Origin of the sequence: Mycobacterium sp. (assembly GCF_035603715.1) — a bacterium.
Taxonomy (GTDB): domain Bacteria; phylum Actinomycetota; class Actinomycetes; order Mycobacteriales; family Mycobacteriaceae; genus Mycobacterium.
Window position 1 is genome coordinate 1 of sequence record NZ_DATNJW010000562.1, and the last position, 25,070, is coordinate 25,070.

The window sequence follows — 25,070 nt, forward strand, 5'->3', positions numbered from 1 at the left end:
GTTTCGACGCGGGATTCTTCGGCGTGGCACCAAGCGAAGCGCTGGCCACCGACCCGCAGCATCGCATGCTGCTGGAGTTGTCCTGGGAAGCCTTGGAGCGGGCCGGAATTGACCCGACCGCGTTGCGGGGCAGCGCCACCGGCGTGTTCGCCGGCATCATCGCGCAGGGCTACGGCATGCTCGCCGAAGAGATCGAGGGCTACCGGCTGACCGGTATGACGTCCAGCGTCGCGACCGGCCGGGTGGCCTATGTGCTGGGTCTGGAAGGCCCGGCGGTGTCGGTGGACACCGCGTGCTCGTCGTCGTTGGTGGCACTGCATATGGCAGTGCAGTCGCTGCGGTCGGGGGAGTGCGATCTGGCACTGGCCGGTGGCGCGACCGTCAACGCCACGCCAACGGTTTTCGTCGAATTCAGCCGGCACCGGGGCCTGTCTCCGGATGGCCGGTGCAAGCCCTTCGCGAATGCGGCCGACGGCGTCGGCTGGTCCGAGGGCGGCGGAATGCTGGTGGTGGAACGGCTTTCGGATGCCCAGCGGTTGGGTCATCGGGTGCTCGCGTTGGTGCGCGGTACGGCGGTAAACCAGGACGGCGCTTCCAATGGGCTCACCGCACCCAACGGTCCTTCCCAGCAGCGGGTGGTGCGCACAGCGTTGGCCAACGCCGGGCTGAGCGCCGGAGAAGTGGACGTGGTCGAGGCCCACGGCACCGGAACGACATTGGGCGACCCGATCGAGGCTCAGGCGCTGCTGGCCACCTACGGCCAAGATCGCGCCGAGGCTGGAAAACCCTTGTGGCTGGGGTCGATCAAATCGAACATGGGTCACACGCAGGCCGCCGCCGGCGTGGCCGGTGTGATCAAGATGGTCCAGGCGATGCACCACGAGGTGCTGCCGGCAACTTTGCACGTGGATGTGCCCAGCCCGCATGTGGATTGGTCGGCGGGTGCGGTGTCGTTGTTGACCGAAGCCCAATCGTGGCCCGCCAATGGTCGGGCCCGGCGTGCCGGGGTGTCATCGTTTGGCATCAGCGGCACCAACGCGCACGTGATCATCGAGGAGTGCCCGCCGGCTGAGCCCACCGAGAGCGCTCCGCAACCGCCGGTGGTGCCGTGGGTGGTGTCGGCCAAGAGTGCAGCGGCACTGGCGGCGCAGGCCGCTCGGCTGGCCGAATCCATCGGTGTCCGTGAGCAATTGGGCATCGCCGATGTTGGATGGTCGTTGGCGGGGCGGTCGACCTTCGAGCATCGCGCGGTCGTGCTCGGCCGCGATCGCGGCCAGTTGCTGGCCGGACTCGCCGAGCTGGCCGACGGAACGCCCGGCGGCTCGGTGATCACCGGCCACGCGGCACCCGCGGGCAAGACCGTCTTCGTCTTCCCCGGCCAGGGCTCGCAGTGGATCGGGATGGGCGTCGAATTGCTGGACTCCGCGCCAGTTTTCGCTGCCCAGATGAACGCCTGCGCGGAGGCGTTCGCTGAGTTCGTCGACTGGTCGTTGATCGACGTACTGCGCGGCGCGTCGGGCGCACCGGGCTTGGACCGCGTCGACGTCGTCCAGCCGGCGCTGTTCGCGGTGATGGTCTCGTTGGCCGAATTGTGGCGGTCGATCGGGGTACGTCCGGACGCCGTCATCGGTCACTCGCAGGGCGAGATCGCCGCGGCCTATGTCGCTGGCGCCTTGTCGCTGCGCGACGCCGCACGGGTGGTCACCCTGCGCAGCAAACTGCTGTTGGCGCTGTCCGGCCGCGGCGGGATGGCCTCGCTGGCATGTGGAACCGATCAAGTGCGAGAGCTGTTGGCGCCGTACGGCGATCGGATCAGCATCGCCGCGATCAACGGGCGATCTGCGGTCGTGCTGTCCGGTGAGGTGGCCGCCCTCGACGAGATCGTCGCCCAGTGCACCGAGCGTGAACTCCGGGCCCGCCGCATCGACGTCGACTACGCATCGCACTCTGTCGCCGTCGACGCGATCCGCGAGCAGCTCGCCACGGCGCTGGCAGGTATCGAACCGCAGTCGGCGCGCACCGTGTTCTTCTCCACGGTCACCGGCGGGACCCTGGATACCGCCGAACTCACCGCCGACTACTGGTTCCGCAACATCCGCCAGACCGTCGAATTCGACCAGGCGGTGCGTACCGCATCGGCAAGCGGCTACCGGACCTTCATCGAATCCAGCCCGCACCCCGCCCTGATCGCGGGCATCGAGGACACCGCCACCGACGGCGGGGCCGACGCGGTCGTGGTGCCCACTCTTGGCCGCGAAGACGGCGGCCTGACCCGGTTCCTCAGTTCAGCCGCCCAGGCGTTCGTGTCGGGCGTCAAGGTGGATTGGCGCGCCGCGGTGCCGGGTGCCGGGTTCGTCGAGTTGCCGACATATGCCTTTGAACGACGGCGCTTTTGGCTCTCCGGCGAGGGTGCTGCGATCGACGCCGCCGGCTTGGGGCTGGCGGCCGGTGACCATGCGCTGTTGGGTGCCGTGGTGGAACTACCGGACTCGGGCGGGGTGGTGCTGACGGGTCGGCTGTCGCCGGCCACCCAGGGTTGGTTGAACGATCACGCGGTCGACGGGCTGGCCGTGTTCCCGGGAGCAGGCTTCGTCGAGTTGGCCATCCGGGCCGGCGACGAGGTCGGCTGCCCGGTGGTCGACGAGCTGACTTTGCAGGCGCCGCTGCTACTGCCGTCCTCAGGATCGGTCGCCGTAGAGCTGGTGGTGGGCGCCGCCGACGAATCCGGCCAGCGCGATCTGTCCGTATTCTCCAGGGCGACCTCGGATTCCGCATGGACCTGCCACGCGACGGGACAGTTGTCCTCAGTACCGGTCGAGCCCGGCGCCGACCTGTCGGTGTGGCCGCCCGAAGGCGCGACTCCCGTCGATGTGACCGGTGGCTACCAGCAGCTGGCGGCGCGCGGCTACCAGTACGGCCCGGCGTTCCGGGGATTGACCGCGCTGTGGCGTCGCGGCGAGGAGTTCTTCGCCGAAGTGACGCTGCCGCAAGCGGCCGGCGGTGTAGGCGGATTCGGTGTGCATCCGGTTCTGCTGGATGCGGCCCTGCACGCGGCGGCGGTGACGTTCGACGGCGACGGTGTCGCATTGCCGTTCTCGTGGCAGGGCGTGTCGCTGCACGCGGCGGGCGCGTCGTCGGTGCGGGCGCGGATTGCGCCGTCGGGTCCGTCGGCCGTGTCGGTCGAACTGGCCGACGGGCTGGGGCTGCCGGTGCTGACGGTGACGTCGATGATCGCCCGCCCGATTTCCCGGCAGCAGTTGATGGCTGCGGTTTCCGGCTCAACCGGAGATCGGCTCTTCGAGCTGGCGTGGTCGCCCACGTCGGCGGCCTCACACGCCGAGACGCCGGCGTACGAGGTGTTCGAGTCCGTATCGGCGGCCGGGGATCCGGTGTCGGCCAGCTACGAACGCGTCCACGAAGCTCTGGTTGCGGTGCAGTCGTGGTTGACCGGACATGATTCCGGCGTCCTGGTGGCGTCGACGCGCGGCGCAGTGGGGTTGGCGGGCGAGGACGTACCCGATCTGGCCGGTGCCGCGGTGTGGGGGTTGGTGCGTTCGGCCCAGACCGAACATCCCGGCCGGATCGTTCTGGTGGATTCCGATGCGCCGCTGAGTGATACGACCGTGGCACGCCTGTTGGCGGTTGGTGAGCCCCAGCTGGTGCTGCGCGGCGAGACGATTCACACCGCGCGAGTCCGCGGCAGCCGCGCGGTGGACGGCGTGCTGGTACCGCCCGCTCACGGGCCGTGGCGGCTGGGTCTGTCGACCGCGGGCACCTTCGAAAACCTGCAACTGGAGCCGGTGCCCAACGCCGACGCGCCATTGGAACCTGGCCACGTTCGGGTGGCGCTGCGCGCCATCGCCACTAACTTCCGCGACGTCATGATCACGCTGGGCATGTTCACCCACGATGCGCTGATCGGTGGTGAAGGCGCCGGTGTCGTCGTCGAGGTCGGCCCCGGGGTTACCGAATTCGCGGTCGGTGACGACGTTTACGGATTCTTCCCGGACGGCAGCGGCACCCTGGTCCCCGGCGATATCCGGCTGTTGCTCCCGATGCCATCGGACTGGTCGTACGCCGAAGCCGCTGCGATATCAGCCGTTTTCACCACTGCCTACTTCGCCTTCGTTCACCTCGCCGACGTCAAACCGGGCCAGCGGGTGTTGGTGCACGCCGGTGCCGGTGGCGTGGGAATGGCTGCTGTGCAGTTGGCCCGACACCTCGGACTGGAGGTGTTCGCCACCGCCAGCCGTGGCAAGTGGGACACGTTGCGGGCGATGGGCTTCGACGACGACCACATCGGCGATTCGCGCACGCTGGAGTTCGAGGACAAGTTCCGCGCGCTTGTCGGTGAGCGGGGCATGGACGTGGTGTTGGACTCGCTGGCCGGTGAGTTCGTCGACGCCTCCCTGCGACTGGTCGCCCCCGGCGGGGTCTTCCTCGAGATGGGTAAGACCGACATCCGCGACCCGGGAAAGATCGCCGAAGAATATCCCGGCGTGCGCTATCGCGCCTTCGACCTCTTCGAGCCCGGGCGCAACCGCATGCACCAGTACATGCTCGACCTTGCCGAGCTCTTCGACGCCGGCGTGCTGCGGCCGCTGCCGGTCACCGCCTTCGACGTGCGGCGTGCTCCCGCGGCATTGCGGTATCTGAGTCAGGCTCGTCATACCGGCAAGGTCGTGCTGTCGATGCCGGATGCCTGGACGCAGGGCACCGTAATGATCACCGGTGGTACCGGCATGGTGGGTTCGGCGCTGGCCCACCACCTGGTCGTCAATCATGATGCGCGGCATCTGTTGTTGATCAGTCGGCGCGGACCTGATTCGGCAGGTGCTGCGGAGTTGGCCGCGGAGCTGTCGGCTGCCGGCGCCGAGGTGTCGGTGGTCGCCTGTGATGCGGGGGATCGTGCGGCGCTGGCCAAGGTGATCGCGGACATCCCGGTGCAGCATCCGTTGTCGGCGGTGATTCATGCCGCGGGTGTACTCGACGACGCGGTGGTGACGTCGTTGACGCCGGAGCGGGTCGACGCGGTGTTGCGGGCCAAGGTGGACGCGGCCTGGAATCTGCATGAGCTGACCCAAGATTCCAACGTATCGGCGTTCGTGCTGTTCTCCTCGATGGCCGGCCTGGTGGGATCGTCGGGCCAAGCCAACTACGCGGCGGCCAACAGCTTCCTCGACGCGCTGGCCGCCCACCGTCGCGCACATGGTCTGCCGGCGATGTCGCTGGGCTGGGGTCTATGGGACCAGGCCAGCGAGATGACCGGCGGCCTCGACGACGCCGGTCGGGCCCGGCTGGCGCGCACTGGTGTGAAGGCCCTGTCGTCGGTGGACGCGCTACAGCTGTTCGACACCGCGATGGTCGTCGACGAGCCGTTCCTGCTGCCGGCCCACATCGACACGACCGCCCTGCGTGCCAACGCCGCCGTGGTCCCACCGATGTTCGTCGATCTGATCAATGCGCCGGCCCGTCGGCGTGTCGACGACTCGCTGGCCGCCAGCAAGTCCAAGTCGGCTCTGGCGCAACGCATCCACGGATTGCCCGAAGCCGAGCAGGACGCGGTGCTGCTGGATCTGGTGCGTTCGCACATCGCGACCGTGTTGGGCAATACCACTCCGGAGGCCGTCGATCCGGACAAGGCGTTCCAGGAGTTGGGCTTTGACTCACTGACCGCCGTCGAGATGCGCAACCGACTCAAAGCGGCCACCGGGCTGGCGCTTTCGCCCACGTTGATCTTCGACTACCCGACACCGAGTCGGCTGGCTTCGTATTTCCGGACCGAACTCGCGGGCGTCCGGCAGGAAATCAAGAACGTCCCCTCGGTGCGGATCACCGGGGACGATCAGATCGCGATCGTCGGCATGGCCTGCCGTTATCCGGGCGGAGTCAACTCCCCGGAAGACCTGTGGGACATGGTGATCGAAGGTCGCGACGTCGTCACCGAATTCCCCGGTGACCGCGGCTGGGATCTGGCCCACCTGTACAACCCCGACCCCGACGTTCCCGGCTCCTGCTACACGCGCATCGGCGGCTTCGTCGAAGGCGTCGCGGATTTCGACCCCGCATTCTTCGGGATCGGCCCTTCAGAAGCGCTGGCGATGGACCCCCAGCAGCGGATGTTCCTCGAGCTGACCTGGGAAGCGTTGGAGCGGGCCGGTATTGATCCGACCATGTTGCGGGGCAGCGCCACCGGCGTGTTCGCCGGAGTCTATGCCCAGGGCTACGGCATGGGTGCCGCGCAAGCCGCGGAGGGCTTCCGGCTCACCGGGCAGTCATCGAGTGTGGCGTCCGGACGGGTGTCGTACGTGTTGGGGCTGGAGGGCCCGGCGGTGTCGGTGGATACCGCGTGCTCGTCGTCGTTGGTCGCGCTGCACATGGCCGCTCAGTCGTTGCGGTCGGGGGAGTGCGATCTGGCCGTTGCCGGTGGCGTCACCGTCAACGCCACACCCGACATCTTCGTGGAATTCAGCCGCATGCGCGGGTTGTCCACCGATGGTCGCTGCAAAGCGTTCGCCGGGGCCGCCGACGGCACCGGCTTCTCCGAGGGCGGCGGGATGCTGGTGGTGGAACGGCTTTCCGACGCGCGACGCTTGGGGCACCCGGTACTGGCGGTGGTAAGCGGTTCGGCGATCAACCAGGACGGCGCGTCCAATGGACTGACCGCGCCCAACGGCCCCTCACAGCAGCGAGTGGTCCGCTCGGCATTGGCCAGCGCGGGACTGACCGGCGCGGACGTCGAGGTGGTGGAAGGCCACGGCACGGGCACCACGCTGGGCGATCCGATTGAAGCCCAGGCGATTTTGGCGACCTATGGTCAGGATCGGCAGTCACCACTGTGGTTGGGATCGATCAAGTCGAACATGGGTCACACGCAGGCCGCCGCGGGTGTCGCGGGCGTGATGAAGATGATCCTGGCGATGCGCCACGAGATGCTGCCGGCGACTTTGCACGTGGATGCGCCCAGCCCGCATGTGGATTGGTCGATGGGCTCCGTGCAACTGCTGACCGATCGGCAGCCCTGGCCGGCGAATGGTCGGGCGCGTCGGGCGGGGGTGTCGTCGTTCGGTATCAGCGGGACCAACGCGCACGTCATCATCGAAGCGGCCCCGCCGGTCGAGCGGGCCGCTGAGGCACGCCCAGCAGGACCGCCGGTGGTGCCGTGGGTGGTGTCGGCCAAGTCAACGGCCGCACTGCAATCTCAGGCCGTACGGTTGGCCGAATTCATCGGCGTGCGTGCCGAATTGGCCGCCGCCGATGTCGGTTGGTCGCTGGCAGGTCGCGCCGCGTTCGAGCAGCGCGCGGTGGTCCTGGGTGCTGACCGCGACCAGTTGCTCGCCGGATTGGGCGAACTGGCCGACGGCCGGCCGGGTGCGTCAGTGATCACCGGGACCGGGCTGACCGGCAAAACCGTGTTCGTCTTTCCCGGCCAGGGCTCGCAATGGCTCGGTATGGGCATGGGCTTGCACGCCACCTATCCCGTCTTCGCCGAAGCGTTCAACACCGCGGTCGGCGAGCTGGACCGCCACCTGTTGCGCCCGCTGCGCGAAGTGATGTGGGGCCACGACGAAAGCCTGCTGAATACGACTGAATTCGCTCAGCCGGCACTGTTCGCTGTCGAGGTTGCGTTGTACCGCCTGCTCGAGTCCTGGGGAGTGCGGCCCGACTTCGTGATGGGTCACTCGGTCGGCGAGTTGACCGCGGCGCACATTGCCGGCGCCTTGTCGCTGGAGAACGCCGCGCTGCTGGTGGTCGCGCGGGGCCGTTTCATGCAGGCGTTGCCCTCCGGCGGTGCCATGGTCGCGTTGCAGGCCACCGAGGACGAAGTGCGCCCGCTGCTGACCGCCAACGTCGGTATCGCCGCGGTCAACGGTCCATCGTCCGTGGTGGTGTCCGGAGACGAGCAGGCGGTGACCGCCATCGCGGACCAACTGCGCGCCCAAGGCCGGCGAGTCCATCAGCTGGCGGTCTCGCACGCCTTCCACTCGCCGTTGATGGAACCCATGATCGGCGAATTCAAAGCGGCGGCACGCGAACTGGCCGTGCACCCGGTCACCATTCCGGTCATCTCCAATGTGACCGGGGAGTTGGCCGAAGATGACTTCGCGACAGCCGACTACTGGACTCGCCACGTCCGGGCGGCGGTCAGGTTCGCCGACAGCATCCGGCACGCGAATGCGGCCGGCGCCAGCCGATTCATCGAGGTGGGGCCCGGCGGTGGCCTGACCTCGTCCATCGAGGAATCGCTGACCGAGGCCGATCTGGTGTCCGTGCCGTTGTTGCGCAAAGACCGTCCCGAACCCAACAGCTTGATGACCGGTGTGGCCCAGGCCTTCGTGTCCGGCGTCGGCGTCGATTGGCGTGCCACTCTGCCCGGCGCGTCGTTTGTCGAGCTGCCGACGTATGCCTTTGAACGGCGCCGCTTTTGGCTGTCCGCCGATGAGAGCACCGTCGACGCCGCGGGTCTGGGTTTGGCAGCCAGCGAGCACGCACTGCTGGGTGCGGTGGTGGAGCTGCCCAGCTCGGGTGGTGTATTGCTGACCGGCCGGCTTTCCTCGGCAGCGCAGGGCTGGCTGGCCGATCACGCCGTGGGCGGCGTGGTGATCTTCCCGGGTTCGGGTTTTGTCGAGCTGGCGATCCGCGCCGGCGACGAGGTCGGCTGCACGGTCGTCGATGAACTGACGTTGGCTGCGCCGTTGGTGATTCCGGCGACTGGGTCGGTGTCGATGCAAGTTGTTGTCGGCGGTGCTGACGAGTCGGGCGACCGCGCGGTGTCGATATTTTCACGCGGCGATGCGCACTCGGGCTGGACGCTGCACGCCGAAGGTGTTGTGCGACCCGGCGCCGCCGAGGCGGGCGCTGACATGTCCACCTGGCCACCGGTGGGTGCGATGCCGGTCGACATCGACGGGCTGTATGACCGGTTGGCTGCGCACGGATACGGATACGGCCCGGCCTTCCAGGGTTTGACCGCGATGTGGCGCCGCGGCGACGACATCTTCGCCGACGTCTCCCTGCCTGATGACGCGGGTGTGTCACCGGCCGGCTTCGGGGTGCACCCCGCGGTCCTGGACGCTGCCCTGCACGCCGTGATCGTCGCCGGCGAGGCCGACCACGACAGCAAAAACGGTGTTCTGGTGCCGTTCTCGTGGCAGGGCGTGTCCCTGCATGCGGCGGGGGCATCGTCGGTGCGGGTGCGCATTGCGCCCTCGGGTCCGTCATCGGTGTCGCTGGAGCTGTTCGACGCGCTGGGGTTGCCGGTGCTGTCGGTGGCTTCGATGGTCGCCCGCCCGGTGTCGCGGCAGCAGTTGATGGCCGCCGTGTCGGGCTCGGGCCCAGACCGGATCTTCGAAGTCGTCTGGTCACCCGCGGCACCCGGATCGCACACCGAGACGCCGTCCTACGAGGTGTTCGAATCCCAGCCCGCCGACGACGATCCGTTGGCCTCGACATACGCCCGCACCCACGACGCCTTGGCCGCGCTGCAAGCCTGGCTCTCCGAGAACGACTCCGGAATGCTGCTGATGTCGACTCGCGGTGCGGTCGGATTGCCGGGGGAGGACGTCACCGATCTGGCCGGTGCCGCGGTGTGGGGACTGGTGCGCGCGGCCCAGACCGAGCATCCCGGCCGCATCGCACTGGTGGATTCCGATGCACCGCTGAACGATACGACGATCGCACAGGTGCTGGGAGTCGGTGAGCCGCAGGCCCTGGTTCGCGGGGAGACGGTGTACACGGGTCGTGTGCACGGCAGTCGAGCGGTGGATGCGCTGTTGGTGCCCCCGGCCGACGAGGCGTGGCGACTGGGCATGTCCAGCAAGGGCACATTCGAGAACCTGGTCCTCGAGCCCATCCCGGACGCCGACGCACCCCTGCAGCCCGGCCAGGTCCGAGTCGCGGTTCGCACCATGCCGGCCAACTTCCGCGACGTCATGATCGCCCTTGGTCTTTACCCCGACGAAGACGCTGTCATGGGCGTCGAGGCGTCCGGCGTTGTGAGCGAAACCGCCCCGGACGTCAGTCGTTTCGCCGTCGGTGACCGGGTGACCGGACTGTTCCCCGAAGGCACCGGCAGCATGTCGATCACCGACGCTCGCCTGCTGATGGAGATCCCGGCCGGCTGGTCATACACCGAAGCCGCCACGGCGCCGGTGGTTTTCACAACCGCCTACTACGCGCTGACTGCCTTGGCCGACGTCAAGCCGGGTCAGCGAATCCTTGTGCATGCCGGCGCCGGTGGCGTGGGTATGGCTGCGGTGCAGTTGGCGCGGCACTTCGGGCTGGAGGTGTTCGCCACCGCCAGTCGGGGCAAGTGGGACACGTTGCGGGCGATGGGCTTTGACGACGACCACATCGGCGATTCGCGCACGCTGGAGTTCGAGGACAAATTCCGCGCGGTGACCGCCGGTCGCGGCGTGGATGTGGTGTTGGACTCGCTGGCCGGTGAGTTCGTCGACGCGTCCTTGCGACTGGTCGCTGCGGGCGGGGTATTCCTGGAGATGGGTAAGACCGACATCCGTGACCCCGGCGAGATCGCCGCGCGGTATTCCGGTGTGCGCTACCGCGCCTTCGACCTGTTCGAGGCGGGACCCGAACACATCGAGCGCATGCTCACCGAACTGTGCGCGATGTTCGACGACACCACGCTGCGGCCGCTGCCGGTCACCGCCTTCGACGTGCGGCGCGCGCCTGCGGCACTGCGGTACCTGAGTCAGGCCCGCCATACCGGCAAGGTCGTCTTGACGATGCCGGATGCCTGGGCGTCGGGCACCGTGGTGATCACCGGTGGTACCGGCATGGCGGGTTCGGCGCTGGCCCGTCACGTCGTCGCCAACCACGGGGTTCGCAACGTGGTGCTGATCGGTCGGCGTGGCCCGGATGCGCCGGGTGCCGCGGAATTGACCGCCGAGTTGTCGGCTTCCGGGGCCGAGGTGTCGGTGGTCGCCTGCGATGCGGCGGATCGTGCGGCGCTGGCCAAGGTGCTGGCCGACATTCCGGTGCAGCATCCGCTGTCGGCGGTGATTCACACCGCAGGTGTGCTCGACGATGCGGTGGTGACGTCGTTGACGCCGGAGCGGGTCGACGCGGTGTTGCGGGCCAAAGTGGACACCGCCTGGAACCTGCACGAGCTGACCAAGGATTCGAATCTGTCGGCGTTCGTTCTCTTCTCGTCCATGGCCGGTCTGGTGGGATCGTCGGGCCAGGCGAACTACGCGGCCGCCAACAGCTTCTTGGACGGCCTGGCGGTGCACCGCCGTAGCCATGGCCTGCCGGCGATCTCGCTGGGCTGGGGTCTGTGGGACCAGGCCAGCAGCATGACCGGTGGACTGGAAGCCGTGGACTTCGCACGATTCGCCCGCGACGGCATCACGGCGATGTCCTCCACCCAGGCCCTGCAACTGCTCGACACCGCAATGGTGATTGACGAGCCGTTCCTGGTGCCCGCGCACATCGACACCGTGGCGCTGCGGGCGAAGTTCGACGGCGGCACCCTGCCGCCGATGTTCGTCGATCTGATCAACGCAACGGCACGGCGTCAGGTCGACGACTCGTTGGCCGCAGCAAAGTCGAAGTCGGCGCTGCTGCAACGCCTCGAAGGTCTGCCGGACGACGAGCAGCGGGAGATCCTGCTGGATCTGGTGCGCTCGCATATCGCAACCGTGCTGGGCAACACCACCGCGGAGGCGATCGACCCGGACAAGGCCTTCCAGGAGCTGGGTTTCGACTCGCTGACCGCCGTCGAAATGCGCAACCGACTCAAATCCGCAACCGGGCTGCCACTGTCGCCGACCCTGATCTTCGACTACCCGAACTCGGCGGCGCTTGCCGGCTACTTCCACCAGGAGTTGGTCGGTGCCTCAGCCGGAGTTGCGCCCAAAGCCGCACCCGGCGAGGAGGAGATCCAGCGGGTGGTGGCGTCGATTCCGGTCAAACGGCTCAGGCAGGCCGGGGTCTTGGAACTGCTGCTCGGCCTGGCCAACGAGGCCGAGGGTGACGACGCGGATATGAACAGGGAAAAAGACCTCGCGACAATGGATCTCGACGACTTGGTCAATGCCGCGTTCCTCGACGACGACGACTAGTCCGATGAGGGTTGAGGCTCGCCCGTGAGGATCGCCGTCACCGGGGCCAGCGGAGTGATCGGTCGCGGCGTGGTCCTGCGGCTGCTCAGCGCCGGCCACGACGTCGTCGGCCTGGCCCGTCATCGGCCCGAAAGCTGGCCCAGCGAGGCCACCTTCGTGCACGGCGACATTCGCGACGCGGCCACGGTACAACGGGCGGTAGCGGGCGCGGAGGTCGTTGTGCACTGCGCCTGGGCAGTCAACCCGAGCTCTGGCCGACCCGTCGACCGTGAGGTCAACATCGGCGGAACGGCCAACGTCGTCGATGCGGTAGCGCGCAGCGGTACGCGCCGAATCGTGTTCGCTTCGTCGGCACACGTCTACGGCTCCGATCGAGAGGCCGCCACGCTATCGACGGAAGCCGATCAGCCGCAACCGGCTTCGATGCACGGGCAGGACAAGGCCCGCGCCGAAGAGATGGTCGCGGCATGCGGTGCAGAGTGGGTGGCGATCCGCAGTGCGGCGATCCTCGGCCGGGGCGTGGACAACTGGGTGCGAAAAGCGTTGTCATCGGCGTTCTTCCCCGATACGGGCGGCTCGGCACGTCGCATCTTGCAGGTCGTGCACAGCGACGACGCACATCGGCTTTTCGTCCGGGCGGCGGTCGATGCGGGCATCGGCAGCGGGCCGGTGAACCTCGCCGCACCGGGGGAACTCACCTTCGGTGAGATCTCCGCGGAGCTCGGGCGGCCCCTGTTGCGGGTGGGACGGTTGCTACGCGGGCTGAGCTCGGCGCCCGAGCTCGACCTGCTGCGCAGTGCGCCATCGATGAATACCGCGCTGTTGGGCGACAAATGGGACGTCACGCCGGCCTGGACCGCACCGGAATGCCTCCACGACATCGCATTGGCGGTGCGCGGCCGAGTGAGTGTCGGCTCGTGGTCGACGTCGCTGCCGTGGCGGCTCATTCCTGTCCAAGACGTTCCGGCGGTCGACATACCGGCGGCCGATGGAGTATCGCCGGTCCTGGCCGGCCCGGACGGCGGTAACGGCGAATTCGACACCCCGATCGACCCGCGATTCCCGACGTATCTGGCCACCAATTTGTCGGAAGCGTTGCCGGGGCCCTTCTCGCCGTCATCGGCGTCGGTGACTGTCAAAGGGCTGCGTGCGTCGGGCGCGGTCATCGCCGGACGTCTGCGGCCCGGCGGATTGATCCAGCGCGAGATGGCCACGCGCACCGTCGGAGTGTTTGCGCACCGCCTGTACGGCGCCATCACGACCGCCCATTACATGGCCGAAGTCGTGCCATTCGTCAAACCCGAGACGGTGGTTCAGCAGAGCCAGTATTTCGGCCCGAGTGCAGCGGCCATGCCGATATACGGCGATCAGCAATTGCCGCGCGAATCCGGCGGTGCGGCGGGTCCGTTGCGGACGCTCCGTGACCTGGGCGTGTTCGGGGTGAACCTGGCCGGTCTGACTGTCGGCGCGCCGCTGGACACACGTGATTTCGTCGACGACGTCGACCGTCTGGAAACGCTTGCGGTGGGCGACCTTTCAGAACTCACCGACCAGCGACTGCAGAGCTTGATCTTGTTGGCCCGCGACCACGTGATCGAGGGCTGGGTGCTGGCATCCGGATCGTTTATGGCGATCGCCGCACTCAGCGTCGTCGTGCGTGGGCTCAACGGTCGTGACATGACCTTGTCGGTCGGCCAGGAGTTGGCCAGTGCGGGGCCGTTGAGCGCTGTGTATCGACTCGCGGATGCCGCGCGACATGATCCCAACGTCCCGCGCATTCTGGCCGGCGGCGGCGACCATCTCGACGAGCTGGCCGCCGAAGCCCCGGAGTTCCACCGGGCCGTGCTCGCCGAGCTGAAATCGTTTGGACACCGCGGTCCCGGGGAGCTGGAGATGCGGTCGTTCAGCTACGCCGACGACCCGGAGTTACTGCTTCGCATGGTGGCGAAGTCACTTGCCACGCCGGCGCGCTCGCAGGCAATTCGCCCGGCGATCCGGCTACGCGCCCGACCGGTGGCTTCGCTTGCCGCCCACCACGTTCGGGACCGCGAGGTCCGTCGAGACCGCATGGTGCGCGCGATCTGGTTGCTGCGCAGCCTACTTCGTGAGCTCGGACGCCGGCTGGTCGGTTCAGGGGTGATCGAAACGGTTGACGACGTGTTCTATCTGCTGGTCGACGAGCTGGACGCGCTTCCCGCCGATGTGGCCGGGCTGGTTGCGCGCCGCCGCGCCGAACAGAGCAGGCTCGCGGGCGTGGCGCCGCCCGCCGTCTTCAGCGGCGACTGGCGCGCCGCCACCGTCGAGGCAACTGTGCTTGTCCCCGGGCAGCAGCTGACGGGCGTCGGCGTGAGCGCAGGCCGAGTCCGCGGACGGGTCCGAATCGTCAGGCCCGAAACCATCGACGACCTGGAGGCCGGCGAGATCCTGGTCGCCGAAGTCACCGACGTGGGCTACACCGCCGCGTTCGCCTACGCCGGCGCCGTCGTGACCGAACTGGGTGGGCCGATGTCGCACGCCGCGGTGGTGGCACGCGAATTCGGTATCCCCTGCGTGGTGGATGTTCACGATGCGACGCGGCGGCTGGCGCCGGGGGCGCTGATCGAGGTCGACGGCACCAGCGGGACGATCCAAGTCCTCGAACCCGACCTGCCGAGCGCTGGCCCTTGACGTTCGCTACGGTCAGGTGATGCATGAGCACACCGTCCGCGTGACGACTGCCATCGGCACCGTCGAAGGTTTCACCCGCGACGGGGTGCACCGGTGGCGCTCCATCCCGTACGCCCGCCCGCCAGTCGGCGCGCTGCGATTTCGGGCGCCACAGCCGTCCGAGCCGTGGCCGGGTGTGCGTTATTGCCACGGCTTCACCAAATGCGCACCCCAAGAACGCCGATACACCGTGCTCGGAGTCGGCAAGTACCAGCCGATGGGCGAAGACTGCCTGACGCTCAATGTCGTTGCACCGGAAGCCCCCGACAGCGAGTCGCTTCCGGTGATGGTCTTCGTGCACGGGGGTGGATACATCCTGGGTAGCTCGGCCACTCCGATCTACGACGGGGTGGCGCTGGCTCGCCGTGGTTGTGTCTACGTCTCGGTCAACTACCGGCTCGGCGCGCTGGGCTGTCTGGATCTGTCGGCGCTGTCGACCAAGGACGTAACCCTCGAAAGCAACCTGTTTCTGCGTGACATCGTGCTGGCCTTGCGCTGGGTCAAAGACAACATCGGGGCGTTCGGCGGCGATCCGGACAATGTGACCGTGTTCGGTGAGAGCGCCGGGGCACATGCCGTCGCCGCCCTGCTGGCAGCGCCCGCCGCGAAAGGGCTATTTGCCCAGGCGATTTCGGAGAGCCCGGCCAGTGGCATGACGCGGTCGAGCGAGGTGGCCGCGGAATTCGCCGCGCGGTTCGCCACCGTGGTAGGTGCCCGCAAGCAGGACGCCGCCCACGCGCTGCTGAAATTGTCGCCGGCGGAACTGGTGGCTGCCCAAAATCGCCTGATCGACGATGGCGTGCGAGACATGCTGGGTGCCTTCCCGATCGGCCCCGTCTTCGGTGACGACTACCTGCCACTGGACCCCGTCGAAGCGATGCGGCAGGGCAAGTCACACCGGGTTCCCCTCATCGTGGGCACCAACGCCGAAGAGGGGCGCCTGTTCACCCGATGGCTCCAGCTGCTACCGACCACCCAGCCGATGATCGAAGCGATGCTTGCCGGGGTGGAACCCGCTGCGCGGGAACGCATTACCGGCGCCTATCCCGACTACCCCGAACGATCTGCGTGCATCCGGCTGGGCGGCGACTTCGCGTTCAGTTCGGCGGCCTGGGAAATCGCCGAGGCCCACAGCAGGCATGCACCCGCCTACCTGTATCGGTACGACTACGCACCCCGCATGCTGCGCTGGTCCGGGCTGGGGGCCACCCACGCCACCGAACTGCTCGCCGTGTTCGGTGTCTACCGCACCAAGCTCGGGGCGCTGCTGACCGCGCCCGTTGATCGGCGCTCCGCCCTGCGGGTCACCAACGAAGTGCAAAGGCGTTGGGGGGCATTCAGCCGTACCGGCAACCCGGGCGAGGACTGGCCGGTTTACACCGACGCCGACCGCGCGGTGATGGTGTTCGACCGCAAATCACATCTGGAGTTCGATCCGCACCCCGAGCGGCGGATGGCGTGGGAGGGCTTCTCCCTGGCGCGATGACCGCGGATGTGATTTCGTGGACGAGCCATGACACCGCATACCGACAACGTCGTCGAACGGCCGGCTGACCTCACCGCCGCCTGGCTCTCGGCAGCTATTGGGGCCGGCGACATCACCGACTTCACCGTCGAGCGCATCGGCACGGGTCAGATGAGTGAGTGCTACCGGGTCCAGCTGAGCTACGCCGACACCGGGCCATCCAGCGCCCGACCCGCCTCCGTAGTGCTGAAGGTCGCGGCTACCGATCCGATGAGCCGTCAGACCGGGATGACGCTGGGGCTCTACGAGCGCGAAGTGTGCTTTTACCGCGATATCGCGCCCGGGCTGCAGGGACCGGTCTCGTCGTGTTACCACACCGGTTTCGACGCGTCATCAGGAATTTTCGATGTGCTGCTCGAAGATGCGAATCCTGCTGTCGTCGGCGATGAAATCCGCGGCGCCACAATGGCGCAGGCCCAGATCGCTGTCACCGAGCTGGCCCGCTTGCAGGGGCCGTTGCTGGGGGACGCCACGCTCGCCGATGCCCCGTGGCTGAATCGCGACGCGCCGATCAACCAGGCGTTGATCGCGGCACTGCACGCCGGCTTCGTTGACCGCTATGGCGACCAGATCGCGCCTCAGCACCGCACGGTGTGCGAGCGGCTGGTCGGTGGATTCGACGGCTACCTGGCCGAGGAATCAGCCGCGGACCGGATCCATGGTCTTGTGCACGGTGACTATCGGCTGGACAATATGCTGTTCGGCGCGGACGCGGCTGCACGCCCGCTGACCGTCGTGGACTGGCAGACGGTCACCTGGGCCCCGGCGATGACCGATCTGGCGTATTTCCTCGGTTGTGCTCTGCCGGTGGAGGATCGGCGCGCACACTACGACGCCCTGCTAGATGACTTCCACCGGGCGCTCGGGCCGGATGCCCCGATCACCTTGGCGGATGTCCGCGAAGGTGTGCGCAGGCAAAGCTTCTTCGGGGTGATGATGGCCATCGTGTCGTCGATGCTGGTGGAACGCACCGAACGCGGCGACGCGATGTTCATGACGATGCTGCAACGGCATTGCGAGCATGTGCTCGACACCGACGCGCTGGCCATCCTGCCCGCACCGACGCCCGTCGAGCCGCTGTGCCCGTCGACCGATGACGAATCAGCCCACACCGCCACCGATGAGCCGTTGTGGAGCGAGAGCTGGTATGCCGACTTCGCCGACGCCGCACAGGGATTCGGCGGCTGGCTACGGCTCGGCCTGATCCCGAACCAGCAGACGGCCTGGCTGCACGCCCTGCTGTGCGGTCCCGGCCTGCCCACGGTCGCGGTCGTCGACTTCGAGGTTCCGCTGCCCGACGACCCGTGGGCGGTACGCACGGGCGCAGTCGATTTCACGCATTCGGCCGATGAACCGCTGCGCACCTATCGGATGGTGCTGCGGGGACAGGGCCAGTCCTATCAGGATCCGGCCGGATTGATGCGGGCAGAGCCGGGCACGCCGGCCGAGGTGGAGCTTGACCTGGAGTGGACCACCGACGGCACGGCGTATCAGTACAGGATCGCCACCCGGTACGAGATACCCTGCACCGTAACAGGATCCGCCACCATCGACGGTCGTCGCTATACGCTCGACTCGGTACCCGGGCAGCGCGATCACTCCTGGGGTGTCCGGGACTGGTGGTCGATGGACTGGATCTGGAGCGCGCTGCATCTTCACGACGGGACACACCTGCACGCGGTGGGTATCACGATACCCGGCGTTCCGCAGGTCAGTGTCGGATACATCCAGGACCGCGGCGAGACGGTCACCGAGTTGCAAACCATCGCTCCGGTGCAGACATTCGACGCGGTTGGATTGCCCGTCGGCGCGACGCTGGCGATCGAGCCCGGAGGTATCATGGCGACCGTCGACGTGCGCGGACATGCGCCGCTGCGCCTGGTCGCCCGGGACGGACGGGTCAGCCAATTCCCACGAGTGTGGGCCACCGTAACCACCGCAGACGGGCGAACCGGCGTGGGGTGGCTGGAGTGGAACCGCAATCAGCCAACGCAGTAGCGTGCGCACTGAAAAGCTCTATCCACCAAGCAGATCTGTCGTGGTGATGGGCGTCTCCGGATCTGGCAAGTCGACGGTGGGCGTGGCGCTGGCGCGTCGGCTCGGCGTTCCGTTTGCCGATGCCGACTCTTTTCATTCAGCAGCCAACGTCGCGAAGATGTCCGCGGGCACACCGCTCGACGACGACGACCGCCGTCCATGGCTGGACGCGGTAGGGCAGTGGCTGGCCGACCATGACGACGGAGTGATGAGCTGCTCGGCGCTCAAACGCCGGTACCGCGACCAGTTACGTTCGCACAGAACGGATATCGCATTCCTGCATCTGACCGGCTCACCGGAGCTGATCGCTGCCAGGCAGGCCGGCAGACCGGGCCACTTCATGCCGTCGTCGTTGCTGATGTCCCAATTCGACACGCTGGAGCCGCTGGATCCCGACGAGCACGGGATGGCCATCGATGCCGGGCAGGGCATCGACAACATCGTCGAAGCGTTCGTGAAGTTTTTGTCGATCAGCCCTTGACTACCTGGGTGCCGCCGGCCAATTCGTCGTGCTTGCCCTGCTTTGTCGGGCTGCCACTGATCGTCACGGCGATCACGACGTAGGCGATGAACGCCAGCAGCGGGCCGAGGTAAGGCACCACGGCCAGCAACGTGAACGAGTTGCGGATGGCCGACTGGGAGGCGTCGGGCCTCGGTGCTCCGCCCGGCCCGTGGACCGTCAAGCCCAGCAGCCTCTTACCCAGAGTGGCGCCCTGCGTGACTTCCAGCAGAACGAAGTATCCGAACATCAAGACCCCGGAGAACAGGCCGGTGACCAGCCACCAGTAGTCGCGATCGAACAAGACGAGCGACAGCACGAACACCACGATGTTGATCAGGATGCCGTCGATGAGCCGGGCGAAGAATCTCGCGCCGAGACCGCCGGGTCGGCCTCGCGGAGAACGGGCCGGCGGATAACCGTACTGCGGGTCGAAGTCAGCTGATGTCATGGCAGGGCTCCTAGCGGCGGTGGCCGTCAATCTACCCCGCTAGCTGGGCCTCGTCGATTGCCCGATCAGTGCCAATGACGAGCTTTGACCCGTCCACGATGAGCTAGTTCGCCGCCGCGTTCGACTGCCGTATCGGCCAGTTCGCTGCCGCGCTCATAGGCGCGTTCACCGAGTTCGCTGCCGCGCTCGCGGGCGATGTCGGCCCATTCGCTGCCCCGTTCGCGGGCGATGTCGGCCCATTCGCTGCCCCGTTCGCGTGCGGTGTCGGCCAGCTCGCTGCCCCGTTCGCGTGCGGTGTCGGCCAGCTCGGCTCCATGTTCACGCACTGCCTCCGCCAGCTGGGCTCCACGTTTGCGGGCCTTCTTGCGCGCCTTCTTCACCACGGGTGCGCTCTTTTCGGCCGCGGTGCTGGCCAGCTCGCCACCCCGCTTGCGGGCGGCCTCGACCAACGGCGCGCCCCGCTCGGCTGCCGTACTGGCCAACTCGCGGCTTCGCTCGGCGCCCGCATGCAGGCCATGGCCGATCCGTTCGGCCAGTTCGGATTCGAGGAATGCTCCGTCCGAGTTGTCCAGTGGGAGCGCAGCAGAAACCTTATCCGAGAGCCGGCTGGCCGCCCGTCGACCACGCCATCCCAGTGATGGCTTGCCCGCCGTGTCGGCCGACGCGATGATCAGGCCACCCAACAGGCTCAGGTCGGTGAGTAGGTCGCGGCGCTTCTGGGCTTTCAGTTCCGGGTCGTGTTCGTTCCAGAACAGGTGTCCGCCAAGGCTGCCCGGTATGACGGTGAAGGCCAGCGCCGCTGACGCGATCCGCGGCAGCCTGCCGGTCGCGAGCAACAGACCACCGCCCACTTGGACGGCCGCGTTGATCCGGGCGGCTGTCTCGGGATCCGACGGAATCTTGCTGCCGACCGGATCCGGCAACGTCTGTAACGCCGTCACGGCGGTCTGCGCCGCGTCGAGGGTGACCTTGGGGTTGCGCAACGTTTCAATACCTTGGCCAATGAACACTGCGGACAGCAGGGGCCTAGCGATTCTGCGGATCAACATGGCAGCTGTGTTCCCAGGTTGCCCGCCGGGCAAACCGGCCGGTGAGCCGCGCTCTTAGTTGGTTAGTGGGGGTGCATGACGTCGCGCCCACAGTGGGAACAACACCCAGAAGCCGAATTGAGCCACGAACGCGCAGGTCCCCGCGATGGCACCGGTGACTGGACCGGCCACTGCGCCGAAAATGATCACCGCGACGCCGGTGAGGGCTAAGCCCATCAGTAATAGTCCGGAGTAAGCAAACCGGTCGGCCGCCGAGACCAGAAACTGAGTTCGATGCCGACGAAACAACAAGCGATGCATCGCGACCGGAGCTTCCAGCAACACCGTGGCGGCGACCGAACAGCCCACCGTCGCCAAAAAGATCACCCGCATGGTGGTGCTCAGCCCGTCGAAGCGGGCCTGGAAGGGCAACGTCAACAGAAAACCGGTGAGCAGTTGGACGCCGGTCTGAACGACCCGCAACTCCTGAAGCAGGCTGAGCCAATTGCGGTCCAGCCGTTGGGCTTCAGTCTCGGATCGCGCCGTGGTATCCCAGGTCTGATCGCGTTCGGGATGATCGACGACGCCCATGGACGTCGATCATGCCAGCCTGCAACCCGCCGCTAGGGCATCTCGTGCAACAGAAGCCGCGCCGATGCCTCCAGCCGATTGGCGATCTCGGTGTACGAGGCGTATCCCATGCCGGCGCGCACCAGAGCCCCTGCGTAGAGCAGCTCGAGTGATTCGACCAGTTCGGGGGCGTGACCAGGGCCCAACGCGGTGACCAGGCGTTGATGGATCTCACCGCCGATGCGCAGCCGAAGATGCTCGACCTCGGGATCCTTGCTCAGCAGGGCGTTGGTCACCGCGCCCGCGAGTGTGGGTTCGTCGGCCACCAGCAACGCGATGTGACGCAGCACGGCGATCACTCGCCCTGTCGAATCCGGCGAATCGGTCGGCGGAACCGGGCTCGACGCCAACCGTCGCCAGAAAACTTCCGCGACGAGGTGCTCCTTCGACGAGAAATAGGTGTAAGCGGTGGCCGCGCCGACTCCGGCTTCGGCCGCGACCATACGAATCGTCAATCCGGAGAAGCCTTCTCGGCTCAGCACGCCGATCGCGGCCTGGCCCAGCCGGTCAACGGTGTCGGCTTGCTTGGCGGTTAATCGCCGTCTGGTCGATTCCCGAGCTAACGGGTTGGACACGTGTCCGGACACTACTACACCGCCCCAGGTGCGGCAACCGGCCGGGCACGCGCGTGCATTACCGTTCAGGTGATGACGCCATCCCCGGATCGCACTGCTCATGACGAGCTGACCAGTCGCTTGTTCGCATTGGCCGAGCGGGTTATCGGCTTCATGCCCGCCGACGAGGGCCGTGCTCTGCACGATGCGGCGCTGAGCTACCTCGATGGCGGTGTCGCGGTGGAGATCGGAACGTATTGCGGAAAGTCGACGGTGCTGTTGGGTGCGGCGGCGCATGCGCGTGACAGCGTTCTCTACACCGTCGACCACCACCACGGCTCCGAGGAGCATCAGCCCGGGTGGGAGTACCACGACACGTCCATGGTCGATGCCGTCACCGGTCGTTTCGACACCTTGCCGACGTTGCGGCACACGCTTGACGAAGCTGGCCTGGACGACACCGTGGTCGCGGTGGTCGGCAAGTCGACGGTGGTGGCCACGGGCTGGCGCACGCCGCTGCAACTGTTGTTCATCGATGGGGGCCACAGCGAGGACGCCGCGCGAAAGGACTACGACGGCTGGGCGAAGTGGGTGGATATCGGCGGGGCGTTGATCATCCACGACGTCTTCCCGGACCCGCGCGACGGCGGGCGGCCGCCGTACGAGATCTATTGCCGAGCATTGGAAAGCGGTGCGTTCGTGGAGAAGTCCGTCACCGGGTCGATGCGAGTGCTGGAGCGGACGGCAGGCGAGGCCGGAGTGGCGGTCTAACGATCGGACTGGCTGGCCGCACACTCGCAGTCGTAGTCACTCTCCAAGCCGCGCGGCAAATCGGTGCCGCGGAAGATGCCGCTGCCCGCGGTGGTGGACGACAGCGCATCCGCGGCGAGAATGACGGCCGCTCCGGTCCACGTGGTTCGCTCAACGGGCCAACGCTTTCCATCGCTGAACACCAACCCGGTCCAGTAGGAGCCGTCCCGCTCACGCAGGTGCTGCATCGCGGCGAACTGCTGAAGCGCCGCCTGCCGGTTGCCCATGGCTTCGAGTGCCAGTACCAGTTCGCAGGTCTCTGCGCCGGTCACCCACGGCCGGTCGTCGACACACCTGATTCCCAGACCGTCGACGACGAAATCGCCCCAGCGGTCCGCGATCCGGTCTTGTGCGGCGCGACCGCGTAACGCGCCGCCCAGGATCGGGTAGTACCAGTCCATCGAGTGATGCGGCTTCTCGGTGAACGCCGAGGGGTGGTCGGCGATCGCGTGGCCCAGCCGGCCGAGCGCAAGCTCCCACTCGAGTTGTGGTTCGTCGACCAGGTTCGCCAGGGCCAGTGCACAGCGAATGCTGTGAAAAATGCTCGCGCACCCGGTCAGCAGTGCCTCCGCCAACGGGCCCGAAGGGCCACGCGCCCAAGAAATTTCGCCACCCGCCAGCTGCAGATCCAAGACGAAGTCGATTGCGGCGCGCACCGTCGGCCACATCGAGGCCGCAAAGGCGCGGTCACCGGTGACCAATACGTGGTGCCAGACACCCACTGCGACGTAAGCGCAGAAGTTGCTGTCGCTGTTGGCGTCCTCGACCACCCCCGCGCGCAGCTGGATCGGCCATGAGCCGTCCGCCCGCTGCTGGTCGCAACACCAATCGAAGGCGCGTCGCGCCGGTTCGATCAGGCCTGCCGTCGTAAGGGCCATCGCGCATTCCACGTGGTCCCACGGATCGGTGTGCCCACCGTCTGACCAAGGGATTTCACCCGTCGGCTCTTGAAGTGCCGCAATCGATTCCGCCGTCTGCCGGCATTGCGCGGGGGAGAGGACGCCTGCGACGCCCGGTACTTTAGACGTATTCAACGGCAGGCACCGGTTTCTCGAAATACAGCGCGACGCTCTTACCGATCAGCGGGTTCAGTGCCGATTCGGCCACTCGGGTCAGCAGGGGTCGTCGCATCATGTCCCACACCAGCATCTTGTGGTAGGCGGCGACGGCCGGGTGATCCGAGTTGTTGACGCCGACCACACATTTCAGCCACCAGAAGGGTGCGTGCAACGCGTGCGCGTGATGGGTATGGGTGAACGTCATGCCGCGGCCGGCGATCTTGCTGCTCAGCTGATTTGCTCGGTAGATGCGAATATGGCCGCCCTCGTTGCTGTGATAGTCGTCGGAAAGCAGCCAGCAGACTTGTTCGGGCAACCATCTCGGGACCGTGACGGCTAGCTGCCCGCCGACCTTGAGTACCCGAATCAGCTCGGCGATGACAGCATCGTCGGCCGGGACGTGCTCGAGAATCTCCGATGCGATGACGCAGTCGAACGTTCGGTCGGGATAGGGCAACGCCCGTGCGTCACCGACGACGGTTTCCGCGTGAGCTGACGGCGAGGTCTCCCCGGCATCGGCCATGGCCCGGAACAGAGTGTCGACCTCACTGAGTTCGGCGGCGTTCTGGTCGAATGCCACGACGTCGGCGCCCCGTCGGTACGCCTCGAAGCTGTGCCGGCCCGCCCCGCAACCGACGTCGATGACTTTGCTGCCGGGACCGATACCGAGACGGTCGAAATCGACTGTCAGCACGGCTCGCCCACTCTGCGGCGCTGGTCGCGGGTCGGCGCTGTTCGCGCAATGGCCTGTTCGTAGACGCGTACGGTCTGCGCGGCCACGGATTCCCAGCTGAACACCTCGACGGCGCGGCGGCGACCGGCCGCGCCCAGTCGTTTGAGCTCGCCGGGGGAGTCCAGCAGTTCACCGATCACCCGAATCAGCTCAGCGGCATCTCCGGGGCGGACCAGCCTGGCGCATCCGTCATCGGGTCCAAGCACTTCGGGCAATGCGCCGGCACGGCTGGCCACGATCGGTGTTCCACTGGCCATCGCTTCTACGGCAGGTAGTGAGAAACCTTCGTAAAGCGATGGGATACAGGCGATCTCAGCGGAGGCGAACAACCGAGCCAGTTCGGCGTCGGAAAGCCCATTCGAGATATGGACAATGTCGGAGATTCCCAGCTCGGCGATCAGCTTCTCCGTCGGGCCATTGGGTTCGAGCTTGGCGACCAGCTGCAGCTCCATATCGTGTTCGCTCCTCAGCGTGGCCACCGCATTCAGCAGGTGCCCGACGCCCTTGAGCGGGCGGTCGGCACTGGCAATTGCGATGATGCGACCGGGAATTCGCGGCTCCGTTGACGGCGCGAACATGTCCGTGTCCACGCCGAGCGGGACGACATGAAGCTGATCGGGGTGCACGCCGAAGTCGGTGGTGATGTCTCTAGCGGAGGACGACGAGACGGTCAACAATTCCGGGATGCTGCGAGCCACTCGCTCTTGCATCTTCAAGAAGCCGTACCACCGGCGCACCGACGGTTTGCGCCACCAGCGCGCCGCCGCGAGATCCAGCACCCGGTCGCGGGTGATCGGGTGGTGCACGGTCGCCACCACGGGCATACCGGTCTCGGCGATTTTCAGCAGGCCGACACCCAAGCTCTGGTTGTCATGCACGACGTCGAAATCGTCCAGCCGATCGGCCAGCAGGCGCGCGGCGCGCAGGCTGAAGGTGCGCGGCTCGGGGAAGCCCGC

General features: G+C 67.1%; 13 protein-coding genes. 6 read left to right on the top strand and 7 right to left on the bottom strand.

Translation table 11 applies throughout. The annotated features are described in order from the left end of the window. The 5 genes from VN856_RS22955 to VN856_RS22975 form a co-directional block, all read left to right on the top strand. On the top strand, positions 1-12,083 hold a 12,083-nt coding region (locus tag VN856_RS22955), incomplete at its 5' end, for a type I polyketide synthase (RefSeq protein ID WP_325693376.1). Between the two features lie 24 nt (positions 12,084-12,107). After that, positions 12,108-14,750 carry an NAD-dependent epimerase/dehydratase family protein gene (locus VN856_RS22960; protein WP_325693378.1) on the top strand — a complete coding sequence of 881 codons (2,643 nt, stop codon included), beginning with the start codon at positions 12,108-12,110 and terminating at the stop codon, positions 14,748-14,750. Between the two features lie 19 nt (positions 14,751-14,769). Beyond that, positions 14,770-16,275, top strand: coding sequence for a carboxylesterase/lipase family protein (locus VN856_RS22965; RefSeq protein ID WP_325693381.1), 1,506 nt, complete (start codon positions 14,770-14,772; stop codon positions 16,273-16,275). A gap of 27 nt (positions 16,276-16,302) precedes the next feature. Then, complete coding sequence (locus VN856_RS22970; protein WP_325693382.1) at positions 16,303-18,312, top strand: DUF7065 domain-containing protein; 2,010 nt, start codon at positions 16,303-16,305, stop codon at positions 18,310-18,312. Between the two features lie 46 nt (positions 18,313-18,358). Next, on the top strand, positions 18,359-18,832 hold the full coding sequence (locus VN856_RS22975) for a gluconokinase (RefSeq protein WP_325693398.1): 474 nt from the start codon (positions 18,359-18,361) through the stop codon (positions 18,830-18,832). Here VN856_RS22975 and VN856_RS22980 read toward each other — a convergent pair. The 4 genes from VN856_RS22980 to VN856_RS22995 all read right to left on the bottom strand — a co-directional run bounded on the left by VN856_RS22980 (position 18,822) and on the right by VN856_RS22995 (position 21,534). After that, positions 18,822-19,301: an RDD family protein gene (locus VN856_RS22980; protein WP_325693384.1), complete on the bottom strand. Its 480-nt coding sequence runs from the start codon at positions 19,299-19,301 to the stop codon at positions 18,822-18,824. The two genes, VN856_RS22975 and VN856_RS22980, sit on opposite strands and share 11 nt — an antisense overlap. A gap of 65 nt (positions 19,302-19,366) precedes the next feature. Beyond that, the gene (locus VN856_RS22985) at positions 19,367-20,350 is read right to left on the bottom strand and encodes a DoxX family membrane protein (RefSeq protein ID WP_325693387.1); all 984 of its coding nucleotides are present in this window, start codon (positions 20,348-20,350) and stop codon (positions 19,367-19,369) included. Positions 20,351-20,404: 54 nt separating this feature from the next. Further along, the gene (locus VN856_RS22990) at positions 20,405-20,920 is read right to left on the bottom strand and encodes a DUF6328 family protein (RefSeq protein WP_325693389.1); all 516 of its coding nucleotides are present in this window, start codon (positions 20,918-20,920) and stop codon (positions 20,405-20,407) included. Between the two features lie 32 nt (positions 20,921-20,952). Beyond that, positions 20,953-21,534, bottom strand: a complete 582-nt coding sequence (locus tag VN856_RS22995; RefSeq protein ID WP_325693399.1) for a TetR/AcrR family transcriptional regulator — start codon at positions 21,532-21,534, stop codon at positions 20,953-20,955. Between the two features lie 72 nt (positions 21,535-21,606). On the opposite strand from VN856_RS22995, the gene VN856_RS23000 reads away from it, so the two are divergent. Continuing rightward, the gene (locus tag VN856_RS23000) at positions 21,607-22,284 is read left to right on the top strand and encodes a class I SAM-dependent methyltransferase (protein ID WP_325693391.1); all 678 of its coding nucleotides are present in this window, start codon (positions 21,607-21,609) and stop codon (positions 22,282-22,284) included. Here the strand turns inward: VN856_RS23000 and VN856_RS23005 are convergent. From VN856_RS23005 to VN856_RS23015, 3 genes are all read right to left on the bottom strand, one after another. Beyond that, positions 22,281-23,357: a prenyltransferase gene (locus VN856_RS23005; protein WP_325693393.1), complete on the bottom strand. Its 1,077-nt coding sequence runs from the start codon at positions 23,355-23,357 to the stop codon at positions 22,281-22,283. The genes VN856_RS23000 and VN856_RS23005 overlap by 4 nt on opposite strands. Further along, positions 23,344-24,075: a class I SAM-dependent methyltransferase gene (locus VN856_RS23010; RefSeq protein ID WP_325693394.1), complete on the bottom strand. Its 732-nt coding sequence runs from the start codon at positions 24,073-24,075 to the stop codon at positions 23,344-23,346. Before VN856_RS23010 ends, VN856_RS23005 begins: the two co-directional genes overlap by 14 nt. Next, positions 24,069-25,070 (bottom strand): glycosyltransferase family 4 protein (locus VN856_RS23015; RefSeq protein ID WP_325693396.1); only part of this gene is annotated, 1,002 nt, incomplete at its 5' end. The genes VN856_RS23010 and VN856_RS23015, both read right to left, overlap by 7 nt.